Source organism: Pseudomonas sp. FP818 (genome assembly GCF_030687335.1).
Taxonomy (GTDB): domain Bacteria; phylum Pseudomonadota; class Gammaproteobacteria; order Pseudomonadales; family Pseudomonadaceae; genus Aquipseudomonas; species Aquipseudomonas shahriarae.
Genome location: NZ_CP117427.1, coordinates 5,264,809 through 5,281,453, shown reverse-complemented (window position 1 = coordinate 5,281,453; position 16,645 = coordinate 5,264,809). Strand labels below are relative to the sequence as shown.

General features: G+C 53.9%; 13 protein-coding genes, 6 tRNA genes and 3 rRNA genes. 20 read left to right on the top strand and 2 right to left on the bottom strand.

The window, feature by feature from the left end:
• The first annotated feature begins 67 nt into the window (after positions 1-67).
• A complete protein-coding gene (gene erpA, locus PSH80_RS24120) occupies positions 68-418 on the top strand; it encodes an iron-sulfur cluster insertion protein ErpA (protein ID WP_003176443.1) in 351 nt (116 codons plus the stop codon).
• A gap of 68 nt (positions 419-486) precedes the next feature.
• Here the strand turns inward: erpA and PSH80_RS24115 are convergent, their stop codons facing one another.
• Together PSH80_RS24115 and PSH80_RS24110 are read right to left on the bottom strand one after the other, a co-directional pair.
• Positions 487-1,578: an anhydro-N-acetylmuramic acid kinase gene (locus tag PSH80_RS24115; protein ID WP_198792504.1), complete on the bottom strand. Its 1,092-nt coding sequence runs from the start codon at positions 1,576-1,578 to the stop codon at positions 487-489.
• Between the two features lie 3 nt (positions 1,579-1,581).
• Positions 1,582-2,976, bottom strand: coding sequence for a peptidoglycan DD-metalloendopeptidase family protein (locus tag PSH80_RS24110; RefSeq protein WP_057960771.1), 1,395 nt, complete (start codon positions 2,974-2,976; stop codon positions 1,582-1,584).
• Positions 2,977-3,186: 210 nt separating this feature from the next.
• On the opposite strand from PSH80_RS24110, the gene tyrS reads away from it, so the two are divergent.
• The 19 genes from tyrS (at position 3,187) to rplL (ending at position 16,513) form a co-directional block, all read left to right on the top strand.
• A complete protein-coding gene (gene tyrS, locus PSH80_RS24105) occupies positions 3,187-4,386 on the top strand; it encodes a tyrosine--tRNA ligase (RefSeq protein ID WP_057960770.1) in 1,200 nt (399 codons plus the stop codon).
• Between the two features lie 553 nt (positions 4,387-4,939).
• Positions 4,940-6,476 (top strand): 16S ribosomal RNA (locus tag PSH80_RS24100).
• A gap of 81 nt (positions 6,477-6,557) precedes the next feature.
• Positions 6,558-6,634, top strand: a tRNA-Ile gene (locus PSH80_RS24095).
• Between the two features lie 30 nt (positions 6,635-6,664).
• Positions 6,665-6,740: transfer RNA gene (locus tag PSH80_RS24090), tRNA-Ala, on the top strand.
• Positions 6,741-6,988: 248 nt separating this feature from the next.
• A 23S ribosomal RNA gene (locus PSH80_RS24085) occupies positions 6,989-9,879 on the top strand.
• A 172-nt stretch (positions 9,880-10,051) separates the two neighbouring features.
• Positions 10,052-10,167: ribosomal RNA gene (gene rrf / locus PSH80_RS24080) — 5S ribosomal RNA — on the top strand.
• Together the 16S, 23S and 5S rRNA genes with 2 tRNA genes alongside form the textbook arrangement of a ribosomal RNA operon.
• A gap of 187 nt (positions 10,168-10,354) precedes the next feature.
• Positions 10,355-11,314: a bifunctional biotin--[acetyl-CoA-carboxylase] ligase/biotin operon repressor BirA gene (gene birA, locus PSH80_RS24075; protein WP_057960767.1), complete on the top strand. Its 960-nt coding sequence runs from the start codon at positions 10,355-10,357 to the stop codon at positions 11,312-11,314.
• The gene (locus PSH80_RS24070) at positions 11,304-12,053 is read left to right on the top strand and encodes a pantothenate kinase (protein ID WP_057438743.1); all 750 of its coding nucleotides are present in this window, start codon (positions 11,304-11,306) and stop codon (positions 12,051-12,053) included. The genes birA and PSH80_RS24070 overlap by 11 nt, the downstream gene beginning before the upstream one ends.
• Positions 12,054-12,060: 7 nt before the next feature.
• Positions 12,061-12,507 carry a hypothetical protein gene (locus PSH80_RS24065; RefSeq protein WP_057960766.1) on the top strand — a complete coding sequence of 149 codons (447 nt, stop codon included), beginning with the start codon at positions 12,061-12,063 and terminating at the stop codon, positions 12,505-12,507.
• Between the two features lie 142 nt (positions 12,508-12,649).
• Positions 12,650-12,734 (top strand) — tRNA-Tyr (locus tag PSH80_RS24060).
• 24 nt (positions 12,735-12,758) lie between these two features.
• Positions 12,759-12,832, top strand: a tRNA-Gly gene (locus PSH80_RS24055).
• 26 nt (positions 12,833-12,858) lie between these two features.
• Positions 12,859-12,934: transfer RNA gene (locus PSH80_RS24050), tRNA-Thr, on the top strand.
• Positions 12,935-13,092: 158 nt separating this feature from the next.
• A tRNA-Trp gene (locus PSH80_RS24045) sits at positions 13,093-13,168 on the top strand.
• A gap of 45 nt (positions 13,169-13,213) precedes the next feature.
• Positions 13,214-13,582 carry a preprotein translocase subunit SecE gene (gene secE, locus PSH80_RS24040; protein ID WP_029299242.1) on the top strand — a complete coding sequence of 123 codons (369 nt, stop codon included), beginning with the start codon at positions 13,214-13,216 and terminating at the stop codon, positions 13,580-13,582.
• Positions 13,583-13,591: 9 nt separating this feature from the next.
• On the top strand, positions 13,592-14,125 hold the full coding sequence (gene nusG, locus PSH80_RS24035) for a transcription termination/antitermination protein NusG (RefSeq protein WP_003176436.1): 534 nt from the start codon (positions 13,592-13,594) through the stop codon (positions 14,123-14,125).
• A 117-nt stretch (positions 14,126-14,242) separates the two neighbouring features.
• Positions 14,243-14,674, top strand: a complete 432-nt coding sequence (gene rplK / locus PSH80_RS24030; protein ID WP_003210097.1) for a 50S ribosomal protein L11 — start codon at positions 14,243-14,245, stop codon at positions 14,672-14,674.
• Positions 14,674-15,369, top strand: a complete 696-nt coding sequence (rplA, locus tag PSH80_RS24025) for a 50S ribosomal protein L1 (RefSeq protein ID WP_003176434.1) — start codon at positions 14,674-14,676, stop codon at positions 15,367-15,369. The genes rplK and rplA overlap by 1 nt, the downstream gene beginning before the upstream one ends.
• A 199-nt stretch (positions 15,370-15,568) precedes the next feature.
• Positions 15,569-16,069, top strand: coding sequence for a 50S ribosomal protein L10 (rplJ, locus tag PSH80_RS24020; RefSeq protein WP_003176433.1), 501 nt, complete (start codon positions 15,569-15,571; stop codon positions 16,067-16,069).
• Between the two features lie 78 nt (positions 16,070-16,147).
• Complete coding sequence (gene rplL, locus PSH80_RS24015) at positions 16,148-16,513, top strand: 50S ribosomal protein L7/L12 (RefSeq protein WP_003210093.1); 366 nt, start codon at positions 16,148-16,150, stop codon at positions 16,511-16,513.
• Positions 16,514-16,645: the final 132 nt, after the last annotated feature.

The window sequence follows — 16,645 nt, the reverse complement described above, 5'->3', positions numbered from 1 at the left end:
TTTCTAGGAGAAGCGGATAATGGCGGTCATCACGCATATGGCGGCGCTACGCCGGGAGATTATCAGCATGAGCGTTGAATCCTTCACCCCCACGGCTTTGCAATTCACCCACGGTGCTGCGCACAAGGTGAAGAGCCTGGTCGATGAAGAGGGTAATGATCGCTTGAAGCTGCGCGTATTCGTTACGGGCGGCGGTTGTTCAGGGTTTCAGTACGGCTTCACCTTCGATGAAGATGTGGCTGACGACGACACCATTGTCGAGCGCGAAGGCGTAAGCCTGGTCGTGGATCCGATGAGCTTCCAGTACTTGGCAGGTGCCGAGGTGGACTACCAGGAAGGTTTGGAAGGCTCACGCTTTGTGATCAAGAACCCGAATGCCACCACGACTTGTGGTTGCGGTTCGTCTTTCTCGATCTGATCAGTAGCGGATTAAGCAAAACGCCGCTTGGCTCTTATGGGGCCAAGCGGCGTTTTGCTATCTGCGTTTCAGGCGGGGTAGATCGCGCCAAGTACACGAAGGCCGCGGGCGCCTGTCACGCTTGGACGGTTGGCGGCGATACCTTCCAGGCAGCAATGGGCCAGCCAGGCGAAGGCCATGGCTTCCACCCAGTCGGGGTCTACACCGTGGGTGGCGGTGCTGCTGACACGGGTGGTCGGTAGCATGGCGGCGAGGCGGTTCATCAGCGTCGAGTTATGGGCGCCGCCGCCACACACCAGCAGGGTTTCGGTTTGCGGCTGTGCGGTTTTCAACGACTCGACGATGGTCTGTACGGTCAGTTCCAGCAGCGTGGCCTGGATATCCTGGGCATTGAACGATGGCAGTCGACCGAGGTGGTGTTCCAGCCAAGGCAGGTTGAAGACTTCGCGCCCAGTGCTTTTCGGCCCCTTGGTCAGGAAGAAGGGGTCGCTGAGCAATGCGTTAAGCAACTGTGGCTCGACCTTTCCCGTCGCGGCCCATTGGCCGTCGCGGTCAAAGTTTTCGCCCCTTTGCTGGTGAATCCAGGCGTCCAGCAGAACGTTGCCCGGGCCGCAATCAAAACCCGCTACGGGTTTGCCGGTTTCGATCAGGCTCAGATTGCTGAAGCCGCCGACATTCAATACTGCGCGGTTACCAGTAGCCTCGCCGAACAGCGCTTCGTGAAAGGCGGGCACCAGTGGTGCGCCCTGGCCGCCGGCGGCTACATCGCGGCTGCGAAAGTCGCTGACGACGGTTATTCCGGTCAGTTCGGTCAGTAGGGCGGGGTTGCCAATCTGCACGGTGAAACCGCGGGCGGGCTCGTGGCGAATGGTCTGCCCATGGCTGCCAATCGCACGGATGTCGTGGTGAGTGAGTTGCTGCTGCTCAAGCACGGCATGAATGCCCTGGGCTGCGAGCGTTACCCAGCTTTGCTGGGCAATCGCCGAGCGTGCAATTTCATCCGGGCCACTGGCGCAAAGGCCCAGCAGCTCGGCGCGCAGGGATTCAGGCATGGGGATGTAATGTGTGGCGATCAACTTGACCGCCGTATCTTGCTCGATCAGCGCTATGTCCAGGCCATCAAGGCTGGTCCCGGACATGACACCTATATAGAGCGCCATCGCTTAGCGCTTCGCCGAAGCCAGCATGGTGGCGCGTTCCTGGTCCATGCGTGCCATCAGCGGTTGGCTTTGCTGTAGGAAGCGTGCGCGCTCGGCTTTGGCGATCGGGTCGGCCATCGGCAGCTTCTGGCCCAGGGGGTCGACGTGCACGCCGTTGACCTGGAACTCATAGTGCAGGTGCGGGCCGGTGGACAGGCCGGTGGTGCCGATATAGCCAATCACTTGGCCTTGCTTGACGTTGCCGCCGGTCTTCACGCCTTTGGCAAAGCCTTGCATATGCCCATAAAGCGTACGGTAGCTGTTGCCGTGCTGGATGATAACGGTGTTGCCGTAGCCACCACGGCGCCCGGCCAGCAGCACCTTGCCGTCGCCGGCAGCTTTGATCGGCGTGCCGCGCGGTGCTGCATAGTCCACGCCTTTGTGGGCGCGGATTTTGTTCAGAATTGGATGCTTGCGACCCATGGAGAAACGCGAGCTAATACGGGCGAAGTCAACCGGAGTACGGATGAAGGCCTTGCGCATGCTATTGCCGTCGGCGGTGTAGTAGCTGCTATTGCCTTGTTTGTTGGTGTAACGCACGGCAGTGTAGGTCTTGCCGCGGTTGGTGAAGCGCGCCGAGAGGATATTGCCGGTGCCGACAACCTTGCCGTTGGCCACCTTTTGCTCGTAGATCACATCGAATTCGTCACCCTGGCGAATGTCCTGAGCGAAGTCGATGTCGTAGCCAAATACGCTGGCCATGTCCATGGTCATGCTATGGGACAGGCCCGCGCGAGCTGCGGACTGGGACAGCGAGCTATTGATCACGCCGTGGATGTAGGCGGAGCGCACCACTGGCTTGGTGGTCACGCGATTGAAGGCAAAGCCCTTGGCGCCTCTGGTCAGGGTGATGCTTTCGAGGTGGTTGAGCTTGGTGTGCAGAGTGGTCAGTTGGCCTTCAGGGCTCAGCTCGAACTCAAGCTTTTGGCCACTCTTGAGCTGGGTGAATTGCTTGGCTTGCTTATCGCTGGCCAGCACATCGCTAACGGTGGTGGCGGGTAGGCCGACCTTTTCAAATAGCGTCGACAGCGTATCGCCTTTGGCCACGACCACTTCGCGATGCACGGGGCCTTTCGCTACCTGAGCGGTTTGTTTGGTGTCGTCTGGGCTTTCTTCAATCTGCGCAAATGGCGACTCTGCGCTCGCGGTTGTGGCTTGTTGCGCGTCAGAAGCGTCTTGATCTTGTGTCAGTTGTTCAACCGGACTCTCCAAGTCAAGACTCAGGGTCGTTCGTTTGGCTTCTACGTCACTGGAAGGGAATACCAGGAGTGCCAGGCTTAGAAGGGCGGCGATACCACTTGCGGCGAGCAGGTGGGTCTTCGGGTAAAGCGGTGGCGCTTTAGACGGTTCAGTGGTCATAGGTAATTTTGACTTTGAAAAGGTGAAATGGAAAAGATGAATGACATGATGAAGATGAAATAACTGTATAAAATATAACCAAATCATCTGTGGCGCAAGCTTGCGAATGCCGGGCTCGCCGAATGGTGTCCGTTTGCAGGGCAAAACTTGTAATTAGTCCCTGATCTTGTATGGTTGGTTCCCTTTGAATCTGAGCCTTGCGGGTCTGTTATGAAGTCGGTTGAAGAGCAGCTAGCGCTGATCAAACGTGGTGCGGAAGAACTGTTGGTCGAGGCCGAGCTGATCGAAAAGCTCAAGCGTGGCCAACCCCTGCGTATTAAGGCTGGCTTTGATCCGACGGCACCGGATCTGCACCTGGGTCACACCGTGCTTATTAATAAGCTGCGCCAGTTCCAGGAGTTGGGGCATCAGGTGATCTTCCTTATAGGTGATTTCACCGGGATGATCGGTGATCCGAGTGGTAAGAGCGCCACGCGCCCGCCGCTGACCCGTGAGCAGGTTCTCGATAATGCCGAGACCTACAAGACCCAGGTTTTCAAGATTCTCGATCCGGCCAAGACCGAAGTGGCTTTCAACTCCACCTGGATGGATCTGATGGGGCCGGCGGATTTCATTCGCCTGACGTCCCAGTACACCGTTGCGCGGATGCTTGAGCGCGATGACTTCGATAAGCGCTACTCCACCAATCAGCCTATTGCGATACATGAGTTCCTATACCCGTTGGTTCAAGGGTATGACTCGGTAGCGTTGCGGGCGGACGTTGAGCTGGGCGGTACTGATCAGAAGTTCAACCTGTTGATGGGGCGTGAGCTGCAGCGTGCGTATGGCCAGGAGGCTCAGTGCATTCTGACTATGCCGTTGCTGGAAGGCTTGGATGGCGTCAAGAAGATGTCCAAGTCGCTGGGCAACTACGTCGGCATCCAGGAAGCGCCGGGGGTGATGTACGGCAAGTTGGTTTCTATCCCTGATGCGCTGATGTGGCGCTACTTCGAGCTGTTGAGCTTCCGCTCGATGGATGAGATCAACGCGTTGCGTGCTGACGTGGAGGCGGGTGCGAATCCTCGGGACGTCAAGATCAAGCTGGCGGAAGAGATTGTTGCGCGTTTCCATGGCGAGGAGGCTGCGGCCAGTGCTCACCGTGCGGCGGGCAATCGTATGAAGGATGGCGAGCTGCCGGATGATCTGCCTGAGATCGAATTGACTGCTGGTGAGGCGATGCCGATTGCGGCCGTCCTTAATAAGGCGGGCCTGGTGAAGAACTCGGCGGTTGCACGTGACCTTCTGGGTTCCGGTGGTGTGCGTATAGATGGTGAGGTTGTCGATCGCACCTTTATATACGAGCTGGGCGCGACCCACGTTTGCCAGGCCGGCAAGAAGGCATTTGCGCGTATTACGCTTAAATCCGAATAAACCTGAAATTAACTGTTGACGGCGATTTATATCTGTCTATAATTCGCCCCACTTCCGGCGCAGTCGAAACGGAAAACTCCTTGGTAAACAAAGAGTTATGCAGAATTCGACAGCGAGTTGCTTCAGTTCATCGAAGCCCAGAAGGAGTTGGTAGAACAGTGTTGTTTGGCTCTATTAACGTTTCGATCCTCTCGGTCGAAAGCGGAGAAAAAGAGGTGTTGACAGCAGCGTGTAACGCTGTAGAATTCGCCTCCCGCTAACGAGAGATCGGAAGCGCAAGTGGTTGAAGTTGTTGAGGAAATCCTTGAAAGCTTCTGAAAATAATCACTTGACAGCAAATGAGGCTGCTGTAGAATGCGCGCCTCGGTTGAGACGAAAGATCTTAACCAACCGCTCTTTAACAACTGAATCAAGCAATTCGTGTGGGTGCTTGTGGAGTCAGACTGATAGTCAACAAGATTATCAGCATCACAAGTTACTCCGCGAGAAATCAAAGATGTAACCAACGATTGCTGAGCCAAGTTTAGGGTTTCTTAAAAACCCAAAGATGTTTGAACTGAAGAGTTTGATCATGGCTCAGATTGAACGCTGGCGGCAGGCCTAACACATGCAAGTCGAGCGGTAGAGAGAAGCTTGCTTCTCTTGAGAGCGGCGGACGGGTGAGTAATGCCTAGGAATCTGCCTGGTAGTGGGGGATAACGTTCGGAAACGGACGCTAATACCGCATACGTCCTACGGGAGAAAGCAGGGGACCTTCGGGCCTTGCGCTATCAGATGAGCCTAGGTCGGATTAGCTAGTTGGTGGGGTAATGGCTCACCAAGGCGACGATCCGTAACTGGTCTGAGAGGATGATCAGTCACACTGGAACTGAGACACGGTCCAGACTCCTACGGGAGGCAGCAGTGGGGAATATTGGACAATGGGCGAAAGCCTGATCCAGCCATGCCGCGTGTGTGAAGAAGGTCTTCGGATTGTAAAGCACTTTAAGTTGGGAGGAAGGGTTGTAGATTAATACTCTGCAATTTTGACGTTACCGACAGAATAAGCACCGGCTAACTCTGTGCCAGCAGCCGCGGTAATACAGAGGGTGCAAGCGTTAATCGGAATTACTGGGCGTAAAGCGCGCGTAGGTGGTTAGTTAAGTTGGATGTGAAATCCCCGGGCTCAACCTGGGAACTGCATTCAAAACTGACTGACTAGAGTATGGTAGAGGGTGGTGGAATTTCCTGTGTAGCGGTGAAATGCGTAGATATAGGAAGGAACACCAGTGGCGAAGGCGACCACCTGGACTGATACTGACACTGAGGTGCGAAAGCGTGGGGAGCAAACAGGATTAGATACCCTGGTAGTCCACGCCGTAAACGATGTCAACTAGCCGTTGGGAGCCTTGAGCTCTTAGTGGCGCAGCTAACGCATTAAGTTGACCGCCTGGGGAGTACGGCCGCAAGGTTAAAACTCAAATGAATTGACGGGGGCCCGCACAAGCGGTGGAGCATGTGGTTTAATTCGAAGCAACGCGAAGAACCTTACCAGGCCTTGACATCCAATGAACTTTCTAGAGATAGATTGGTGCCTTCGGGAACATTGAGACAGGTGCTGCATGGCTGTCGTCAGCTCGTGTCGTGAGATGTTGGGTTAAGTCCCGTAACGAGCGCAACCCTTGTCCTTAGTTACCAGCACGTAATGGTGGGCACTCTAAGGAGACTGCCGGTGACAAACCGGAGGAAGGTGGGGATGACGTCAAGTCATCATGGCCCTTACGGCCTGGGCTACACACGTGCTACAATGGTCGGTACAGAGGGTTGCCAAGCCGCGAGGTGGAGCTAATCCCACAAAACCGATCGTAGTCCGGATCGCAGTCTGCAACTCGACTGCGTGAAGTCGGAATCGCTAGTAATCGCGAATCAGAATGTCGCGGTGAATACGTTCCCGGGCCTTGTACACACCGCCCGTCACACCATGGGAGTGGGTTGCACCAGAAGTAGCTAGTCTAACCTTCGGGAGGACGGTTACCACGGTGTGATTCATGACTGGGGTGAAGTCGTAACAAGGTAGCCGTAGGGGAACCTGCGGCTGGATCACCTCCTTAATCGACGACATCAGCTGCTCCATAAGTTCCCACACGAATTGCTTGATTCATTGAAGAAGACGAAAGAAGCAGCCCGAAATTGGGTCTGTAGCTCAGTTGGTTAGAGCGCACCCCTGATAAGGGTGAGGTCGGCAGTTCGAATCTGCCCAGACCCACCAATTTTGTGTGGGAAACGCCTGTAGAAATACGGGGCCATAGCTCAGCTGGGAGAGCGCCTGCCTTGCACGCAGGAGGTCAGCGGTTCGATCCCGCTTGGCTCCACCACTACTGCTTCTGTTTGTATAAAGCTTAGAAATGAGCATTCCATCCATGCGATGGTGAATGTTGATTTCTAGTCTTTGACTAGTTCGTTCTTTAAAAATTTGGGTATGTGATAGAAAGATAGACTGAACGTTACTTTCACTGGTAACGGATCAGGCTAAGGTAAAATTTGTGAGTTACTCAAATTGAGTATTATCGAATTTTCGGCGAATGTCGTCTTCACAGTATAACCAGATTGCTTGGGGTTATATGGTCAAGTGAAGAAGCGCATACGGTGGATGCCTTGGCAGTCAGAGGCGATGAAAGACGTGGTAGCCTGCGAAAAGCTTCGGGGAGTCGGCAAACAGACTTTGATCCGGAGATGTCTGAATGGGGGAACCCAGCCATCATAAGATGGTTATCTTAAGCTGAATACATAGGCTTAAGAGGCGAACCAGGGGAACTGAAACATCTAAGTACCCTGAGGAAAAAATCAACCGAGATTCCCTTAGTAGTGGCGAGCGAACGGGGACTAGCCCTTAAGTGGCTTTGAGATTAGCGGAACGCTCTGGAAAGTGCGGCCATAGTGGGTGATAGCCCTGTACGCGAAAATCTCTTAGTCATGAAATCGAGTAGGACGGAGCACGAGAAACTTTGTCTGAATATGGGGGGACCATCCTCCAAGGCTAAATACTACTGACTGACCGATAGTGAACTAGTACCGTGAGGGAAAGGCGAAAAGAACCCCGGAGAGGGGAGTGAAATAGATCCTGAAACCGTATGCGTACAAGCAGTGGGAGCCCACTTTGTTGGGTGACTGCGTACCTTTTGTATAATGGGTCAGCGACTTATTTTCAGTGGCGAGCTTAACCGAATAGGGGAGGCGTAGCGAAAGCGAGTCTTAATAGGGCGTCTAGTCGCTGGGAATAGACCCGAAACCGGGCGATCTATCCATGGGCAGGTTGAAGGTTGGGTAACACTAACTGGAGGACCGAACCGACTACCGTTGAAAAGTTAGCGGATGACCTGTGGATCGGAGTGAAAGGCTAATCAAGCTCGGAGATAGCTGGTTCTCCTCGAAAGCTATTTAGGTAGCGCCTCATGTATCACTGTAGGGGGTAGAGCACTGTTTCGGCTAGGGGGTCATCCCGACTTACCAAACCGATGCAAACTCCGAATACCTACAAGTGCCGAGCATGGGAGACACACGGCGGGTGCTAACGTCCGTCGTGAAAAGGGAAACAACCCAGACCGTCAGCTAAGGTCCCAAAGTTATGGTTAAGTGGGAAACGATGTGGGAAGGCTTAGACAGCTAGGAGGTTGGCTTAGAAGCAGCCACCCTTTAAAGAAAGCGTAATAGCTCACTAGTCGAGTCGGCCTGCGCGGAAGATGTAACGGGGCTCAAACCATACACCGAAGCTACGGGTATCATCTTAGGATGATGCGGTAGAGGAGCGTTCTGTAAGCCTGTGAAGGTGAGTTGAGAAGCTTGCTGGAGGTATCAGAAGTGCGAATGCTGACATGAGTAACGACAATGGGTGTGAAAAACACCCACGCCGAAAGACCAAGGTTTCCTGCGCAACGTTAATCGACGCAGGGTTAGTCGGTCCCTAAGGCGAGGCTGAAAAGCGTAGTCGATGGAAAACAGGTTAATATTCCTGTACTTCTGGTTATTGCGATGGAGGGACGGAGAAGGCTAGGCCAGCTTGGCGTTGGTTGTCCAAGTTTAAGGTGGTAGGCTGGAATCTTAGGTAAATCCGGGATTCTAAGGCCGAGAGCTGATGACGAGTTAACTTTTAGTTAACGAAGTGGTTGATGCCATGCTTCCAAGAAAAGCTTCTAAGCTTCAGGTAACCAGGAACCGTACCCCAAACCGACACAGGTGGTTGGGTAGAGAATACCAAGGCGCTTGAGAGAACTCGGGTGAAGGAACTAGGCAAAATGGCACCGTAACTTCGGGAGAAGGTGCGCCGGTGAGGGTGAAGGACTTGCTCCGTAAGCTCATGCCGGTCGAAGATACCAGGCCGCTGCGACTGTTTATTAAAAACACAGCACTCTGCAAACACGAAAGTGGACGTATAGGGTGTGACGCCTGCCCGGTGCCGGAAGGTTAATTGATGGGGTTAGCTAACGCGAAGCTCTTGATCGAAGCCCCGGTAAACGGCGGCCGTAACTATAACGGTCCTAAGGTAGCGAAATTCCTTGTCGGGTAAGTTCCGACCTGCACGAATGGCGTAACGATGGCGGCGCTGTCTCCACCCGAGACTCAGTGAAATTGAAATCGCTGTGAAGATGCAGTGTATCCGCGGCTAGACGGAAAGACCCCGTGAACCTTTACTATAGCTTTGCACTGGACTTTGAATTTGCTTGTGTAGGATAGGTGGGAGGCTTTGAAGCGTGGACGCCAGTTCGCGTGGAGCCAACCTTGAAATACCACCCTGGCAACTTTGAGGTTCTAACTCAGGTCCGTTATCCGGATCGAGGACAGTGTATGGTGGGTAGTTTGACTGGGGCGGTCTCCTCCTAAAGAGTAACGGAGGAGTACGAAGGTGCGCTCAGACCGGTCGGAAATCGGTCGTAGAGTATAAAGGCAAAAGCGCGCTTGACTGCGAGACAGACACGTCGAGCAGGTACGAAAGTAGGTCTTAGTGATCCGGTGGTTCTGTATGGAAGGGCCATCGCTCAACGGATAAAAGGTACTCCGGGGATAACAGGCTGATACCGCCCAAGAGTTCATATCGACGGCGGTGTTTGGCACCTCGATGTCGGCTCATCACATCCTGGGGCTGAAGCCGGTCCCAAGGGTATGGCTGTTCGCCATTTAAAGTGGTACGCGAGCTGGGTTTAGAACGTCGTGAGACAGTTCGGTCCCTATCTGCCGTGGACGTTTGAGATTTGAGAGGGGCTGCTCCTAGTACGAGAGGACCGGAGTGGACGAACCTCTGGTGTTCCGGTTGTCACGCCAGTGGCATTGCCGGGTAGCTATGTTCGGAATAGATAACCGCTGAAAGCATCTAAGCGGGAAACTAGCCTCAAGATGAGATCTCACTGGAACCTTGAGTTCCCTAAGGGCCGTCGAAGACTACGACGTTGATAGGTTGGGTGTGTAAGCGCTGTGAGGCGTTGAGCTAACCAATACTAATTGCCCGTGAGGCTTGACCATATAACACCCAAGCAATTTGACTACTCTTGACTTGGAAACAAGCAAAAGCATCAGATTGCGGTGTGTGAAGACGAAATGAACCGAAAGTTCGAATCTCACAAAACACCGAAAGCTATCACATACCCAATTTGCTGAAGCGAGACCATTTGGTCACGACTCAGTACCCGAATTTCTTGACGACCATAGAGCATTGGAACCACCTGATCCCATCCCGAACTCAGTAGTGAAACGATGCATCGCCGATGGTAGTGTGGGGTTTCCCCATGTGAGAGTAGGTCATCGTCAAGATTAAATTCCGAAACCCCAATTGCGAAAGCAGTTGGGGTTTTGTTTTGGGCGGTCGAAAAGGTTCTGGCCTATCGCCATTGCATAGAAAGCAAGCTGTCCCTGCGCTCTCGCCATAAGCCAGCTTGCTTTCTATGCAATGGCTCTGCGCATGGCTATCATGCGTGCCTCATTGTGAGGCGAGACTTGCATGCTGACGTTGTTAAAACTTCTGAAAGATGGCCGATTCCACTCGGGTGAAGCGCTAGGCGCCGCCCTGGGCGTCAGTCGTAGTGCTGTGTGGAAGCAACTCCAGCATCTGGAGATCGAGCTGGATCTGACAATTCACAAGGTCAGGGGGAGGGGCTATCAATTGGCGTCCCCGCTGGTTCTATTGAGCGCTGATGAGATCGCCCTCAAGTCACAGGTCTGCGCAGGTTCAGTTTTTATATCCGAGACCATCGGCTCCACTAATGCCGAGGCTTTGCGCCTTATTGAGGCGGGGCAGGTGGCGCCGTTTCTTGTTCTCTCAGAACAGCAGACCGCAGGAAGGGGGCGTCGAGGGCGTAAATGGGTCAGTCCATTTGCACAGAATGTTTACTACAGCCTTGTGCTTCGTATCGATGGCGGTTTACGACAGCTAGAAGGGCTGAGTCTCGTCGTGGGCTTGGCGGTGATGCAAACGTTGCGCGACTTTGGTGTCCACGGTTCGGGTTTGAAGTGGCCTAATGACGTGCTCGTTGGTTCGAAGAAGATAGCTGGCATCCTTCTTGAGTTGGTAGGGGACCCTGTTGACGTATGCCATGTAGTGCTCGGTATTGGTATCAATGCGAACATGCAGAGCGCCGCGGAAGTGGATCAGCAGTGGACATCAATACAGCTCGAAACAGGTCGTGCGGTAGACCGAAATCATCTGGTCGCACACCTGAGTCAGGCGTTACAAGGTTATCTCGATCATCATAGAGATTCCGGCTTTTCGGTAATTCGCCAGGAGTGGGAGCAAAATCATCTATGGCAGGGAAAGGCGGTGTCATTGATCGCAGGTGTTAACCAGGTGGACGGGGTTGTGCTGGGTATTGATGATCAAGGCGCTCTACGTCTCGAAGTAAACGGTGTTGAGAAAATATACAGTGGTGGTGAGTTAAGCCTGAGGTTGCGTGATGATTCTTGAACTCGACTGTGGGAATAGTTTCATCAAATGGCGAGTGCTCGAGGCAAGCCACTCAGCCGTTTTTGCTGAAGGGGTTGTTGATTCCGATGTGGCGTTGCTGGGTAGCCTTCATTCGTTGACTGGACTGTCGCTGCAGCATTGCAGATTGGTCAGCGTTCGCGCGCAGGAAGAGACGAACCGCCTGGCGGGTGTGTTGGTTGCGGCCTTTGGTGTTTCTATCAGCTGTGCTGCGCCGTCGCGTGAAATGGCCGGCGTGCGCAATGGGTATGAAGACTACGCCCGTCTAGGGCTGGATCGTTGGCTGGCGATGCTTGGAGGCTTCCAGCTAGCCTCGGGAGCATGCCTGGTGCTTGATTTTGGTACGGCGGCCACTGCCGATTTCATCACGGCTGATGGCGAGCATCTTGGAGGATTTATCTGCCCGGGCATGCCCCTGATGCGCAATCAGCTGCGAACCCATACCCGTAAAATACGGTATGACGATGTTGCTGCTGAGCGTGCGTTGGAAAGCCTGGTGCCTGGCCGTACCACTGCCCAAGCCGTTGAACGAGGTTGCACGCTCATGCTCCGCGGTTTTGCTCAGTCACAACTGGAACTGGCCCGCAGTTATTGGGGGGAAGACTTCTCGGTGTTTCTTACGGGGGGGGATGCGGAGTTGGTCGCTGACGCCTTGCCGGGCGCTCGCTTCGTTCCGGACCTGGTATTTGTTGGCTTGGCGATGGCGTGCCCTTTGTCCTGAGGTTTTTATGCGTTGGTTGTTTCTGTTGCTGCTGGTCCTCAATGTTTTTTATTACGTCTGGCACCAGCAAGAGGCTCCGCTGCGTGCAAAGGATGTCACTCCGTTGGCGCTGTACCGGGGCTCCCAGCAAGATATTCAGCTGCTGAGCGAGTCGGCGGACTCTGTGTCGCGGCGTGACAAGGCCAAGGCTCCGGAGGCGCCTGCTGGCTGCTTGTATATCGGAGGGTTTTCGAGTCATGAGCAAGCGCAGTTCCTGGAGCAGCGGCTTATCAGTCTGGATATCAGGGTCCGGATCCAGTCGTTGGTCTCAGCGGGTGCGCCTTCTTTCTGGTTGCGTGTAGCGCCTGAAAGCCGCCGCCTGGCTGACGATCTGCCTTTTGAAAGCCTTGCTAATGAATTCAATGAGTTAAAACATAAAATAATGCCGTGCGAAGGCATTGCAACTGTCGAATAGTTTGCATAGAATGGCGCCCGCTCCACAGTGATGACCCTCTTGGGAAGTTGGTGTGAAGCGATCGTCACGCAGCTAACCTCATATTTTTTATGAGAAAATGCTTGACAGAAGGTCGGCGTAATGTAAAATGCCGGCTCGCTTAGGAGGGGTTCCCGAGCGGCCAAAGGGATCAGACTGTAAATCTGACGTCTACGACTTCGAAGGTTCGAATCCTTCCCCCTCCACCATTTTTAGCGTGAGCTGCAAGCTCCGCGGGTATAGTTTAGTGGTAGAACCTCAGCCTTCCAAGCTGATGATGCGGGTTCGATTCCCGCTACCCGCTCCAAGTTTGCAGGTTGTGCAAAGTGTTTCGCTCTTGTAGCTCAGTTGGTAGAGCACACCCTTGGTAAGGGTGAGGTCAGCGGTTCAAATCCGCTCAAGAGCTCCATATAACAAGGCAGATATGAAAATATCTGCCTTTGTTTTAACAGCTGCCTCGGCTTGATGTTGTTTTGCCTGGTGTTATCGGGTTGTTTCAAGTCTATTGGGGTTGGTTGTTGTAAAGTCTTTTTCAGGCCTGCATAATGGTCGGCCTGATTTTGTTTTAGGTCAGTAGCTCAATTGGCAGAGCGACGGTCTCCAAAACCGTAGGTTGGGGGTTCGATTCCCTCCTGACCTGCCAGATTCACGTGGTGTATCTGGCTTTCTTTTCACAGGATCTTCATAGATGACTCCTAAGGCTGAAGCTCAAAGCTCTCGTTTCGATCTGGTTAAGTGGCTCGCTGTCGTCGCTTTGGTGGTCGTAGGCGTTGTTGGCAATCAGTATTATTCTGCTTCGCCGATCCTGTACCGCGTACTCGTATTGCTCGCTCTTGCTGCTGTGGCCGTTTTCATTGGTCTGCAGACAGTAAAGGGTAAGTCTTTCGCTGTGCTGGTAAAGGAAGCTCGCACCGAAATACGTAAAGTCGTTTGGCCAACTCGCCAAGAAACCACGCAGACCACGCTGATTGTTGTGGCTGTTGTTCTGGTTATGGCGTTGCTGTTGTGGGGTCTTGATTCCCTGCTCGGCTGGCTTGTTTCCTTGATTGTTGGCTAAGGGTGTCCCGTGGCTAAGCGTTGGTACGTTGTGCATGCTTACTCGGGTTACGAGAAGCATGTCATGCGCTCTTTGCTAGAGCGCGTAAAGCTGGCAGGCATGGAAGATGGCTTCGGCGAAATTCTGGTTCCCACTGAAGAAGTGGTTGAAATGCGTAATGGCCAGAAACGCAAAAGCGAGCGCAAGTTCTTCCCTGGCTACGTGCTGGTACAGATGGACATGAATGAGGGTACTTGGCACTTGGTCAAGGACACTCCTCGCGTCATGGGCTTCATCGGCGGTACCGCTGATAAGCCTGCACCGATCACTGACAAGGAAGCAGAAGCGATTCTGCGTCGTGTTGCTGACGGTAGCGACAAGCCAAAGCCGAAGACGTTGTTCGAGCCGGGTGAGGTTGTTCGTGTCACTGATGGTCCGTTTGCTGATTTCAACGGTACTGTCGAAGAAGTTAACTACGAAAAGAGCCGGATCCAAGTGGCGGTGCTCATTTTCGGTCGCTCTACTCCGGTAGAGTTGGAGTTCAGCCAGGTCGAAAAGGTCTAGCTGACAAAGCATCCCAACCCCGCAGCCTTAGGCTGTGGGGTTTTGTCGTCACTGGGATAAACGCGCAAGTAACCGGGGAGCCTTTCGAGGCGCTTGAACCCGTAATTGGAGTGCCTCATGGCCAAGAAGATTACCGCTTACATCAAGCTGCAAGTGAAGGCCGCTCAGGCCAACCCTAGCCCACCCGTCGGTCCAGCTCTGGGTCAGCACGGCGTGAACATCATGGAATTCTGCAAGGCCTTCAACGCCCGTACCCAGGGTATTGAGCCAGGTCTGCCGACTCCAGTGATCATCACTGTATACAGCGACCGTAGCTTCACTTTCGAAACCAAGTCGACCCCGGCTTCGGTTCTGTTGAAGAAAGCTGCTGGTTTGACTAGCGGTTCCGCTCGTCCGAACACCGTTAAGGTTGGCACCGTAACTCGTGCTCAGCTGGAAGAAATCGCGAAAACCAAAAACGCGGATCTGACTGCAGCTGATATGGATGCAGCCGTGCGTACCATCGCCGGTTCTGCTCGTAGCATGGGCCTTAACGTGGAGGGTGTGTAATGGCTAAGCTGACCAAGCGCCAAAAGGCTATCGCCGGCAAAATCGAAGCGGGCAAGTCCTACAACTTTGTAGATGCTGCTGCTCTGCTGACCGAGCTGTCGACTGTCAAGTTCAGCGAGTCCGTTGACGTTGCTGTAAACCTGGGTGTTGACCCACGTAAATCCGACCAGGTCGTTCGTAGCGCTACTGTGCTGCCACACGGTACTGGCAAGACTGTACGTGTTGCTGTCTTCACCCAAGGCCCGGCAGCTGAAGCTGCTCTGGCCGCTGGCGCTGATCGCGTTGGCATGGACGACCTGGCTGCCGAAATGAAAGGCGGCGACCTGAACTATGACGTAGTTATTGCTTCCCCGGATGCAATGCGCGTTGTAGGTCAGTTGGGTCAGATCCTGGGTCCACGTGGTCTGATGCCTAACCCGAAAGTCGGTACCGTAACTCCAGACGTAGCTACCGCGGTTAAAAACGCCAAGGCTGGTCAGGTTCGTTATCGCACCGACAAAAACGGCATCATTCACACTTCCGTTGGCAAGGTCGGCTTCGACGCCGTCAAGCTGAAGGAAAACGTTGAAGCCCTGATCGCTGATCTGAAGCGTATCAAGCCAGCTTCTTCGAAAGGTATCTACGTCAAGCGCGTTACCCTGAGCACCACTATGGGCCCAGGTCTGGTCATCGACCAGGGTTCGCTGGACGTATAAGACACAGGTTGGCGCGAGTGATTGCGCCAATTGAAAAATTGGGGTCCCTGCCTGGCGGGGGCTATCCAAGACCGTAGGCGACGCAAGTCTTAAACCATCAAGCCTACGCAGATGGTGCTCCCGGTTCCTTACCGAATCAGACACCAAAACGACATCCGGCCTAGGCCAGATGAAACGGTAACAAGCAGGAGTTAAACCCGTGGCAATTAATCTCGAAGACAAGAAGGCCATCGTCGCTGAAGTCAACGAGGCTGCCAAAGCTGCTCTGTCCGCTGTCGTGGCTGATGCCCGTGGTGTGACAGTAGGCGCTATGACCGGACTCCGTAAAGAGGCTCGTGAAGCTGGCGTATACGTACGTGTTGTACGTAACACCCTGCTCAAGCGCGCTGTTGCTGACACTGAATACAGTGTCCTCAACGACGTGTTCACCGGCCCGACTCTGATCGCGTTCTCCAAGGACCATCCAGGCGCTGCTGCCCGTTTGTTCAAGGAATTCGCCAAGAGTCAGGATAAGTTCGAGATCAAGGCAGCTGCGTTCGAGGGCAAGTTCCTCGCAGCTAACCAAATCGACGTACTGGCAACACTGCCGACCCGTAACGAAGCTATTTCGCAGCTGATGAGCGTGATTCAAGGCGCTACCAGCAAGCTGGCTCGTACTCTGGCCGCAGTTCGCGAGCAAAAAGAAGCTGCAGCAGCCTAAGGCTGAGCAACGTCTCTCGCGTTTTTTTGTTTATTTCGATGGCCGCGTAGGCCGTCCCCCAATTCAGGAAATACAGCAATGTCTATCTCCCAAGACGATATCCTCAACGCCGTAGCTGAAATGTCGGTTCTGCAGGTTGTTGAGCTGATCAAAGCTTTCGAAGAAAAATTCGGCGTTTCCGCTGCCGCTGCTTCCGCTGGCCCAGCTGTTGCTGCTGTTGCTGCTGAAGAGCAAACCGAATTCAACGTCATGCTGCTGGAAGCTGGCGAGAAGAAAGTAAACGTGATCAAGGCAGTACGTGAACTGACCGGTCTGGGCCTGAAAGAAGCCAAGGCTGTAGTTGACGGCGCTCCTGCCCAGGTTCTGGAAGCTGTGTCCAAAGACGCTGCTGACAAAGCCAAAGCAGTACTGGAAGAAGCAGGCGCTAAAGTCGAGCTGAAGTAAGCATCGACCTTGCGTTTCCAGCCCAAGCGTTAAGCTGAAGGCTGATGGCTGGTGGCTCTTGCCACCGGCCTTTTTCCGTTCTTGGCTGTCGACTCGGTCGCCGCCACTAACGCGCTGTAGCCACCCGATGCG

What these genes read in the sequence shown, in the direction of transcription:
- secE (WP_029299242.1), top strand. Translation starts at nt 13,214, where the DNA reads ATGACTCCTAAGGCTGAAGCTCAAAGCTCTCGTTTCGATCTGGTTAAG.
- PSH80_RS24115 (WP_198792504.1), bottom strand. Translation starts at nt 1,578, where the DNA reads ATGGCGCTCTATATAGGTGTCATGTCCGGGACCAGCCTTGATGGCCTG.
- rplK (WP_003210097.1), top strand. Translation starts at nt 14,243, where the DNA reads ATGGCCAAGAAGATTACCGCTTACATCAAGCTGCAAGTGAAGGCCGCT.
- PSH80_RS24065 (WP_057960766.1), top strand. Translation starts at nt 12,061, where the DNA reads ATGCGTTGGTTGTTTCTGTTGCTGCTGGTCCTCAATGTTTTTTATTAC.
- rplL (WP_003210093.1), top strand. Translation starts at nt 16,148, where the DNA reads ATGTCTATCTCCCAAGACGATATCCTCAACGCCGTAGCTGAAATGTCG.
- birA (WP_057960767.1), top strand. Translation starts at nt 10,355, where the DNA reads ATGCTGACGTTGTTAAAACTTCTGAAAGATGGCCGATTCCACTCGGGT.
- PSH80_RS24070 (WP_057438743.1), top strand. Translation starts at nt 11,304, where the DNA reads ATGATTCTTGAACTCGACTGTGGGAATAGTTTCATCAAATGGCGAGTG.
- erpA (WP_003176443.1), top strand. Translation starts at nt 68, where the DNA reads ATGAGCGTTGAATCCTTCACCCCCACGGCTTTGCAATTCACCCACGGT.
- rplA (WP_003176434.1), top strand. Translation starts at nt 14,674, where the DNA reads ATGGCTAAGCTGACCAAGCGCCAAAAGGCTATCGCCGGCAAAATCGAA.
- tyrS (WP_057960770.1), top strand. Translation starts at nt 3,187, where the DNA reads ATGAAGTCGGTTGAAGAGCAGCTAGCGCTGATCAAACGTGGTGCGGAA.
- PSH80_RS24110 (WP_057960771.1), bottom strand. Translation starts at nt 2,976, where the DNA reads ATGACCACTGAACCGTCTAAAGCGCCACCGCTTTACCCGAAGACCCAC.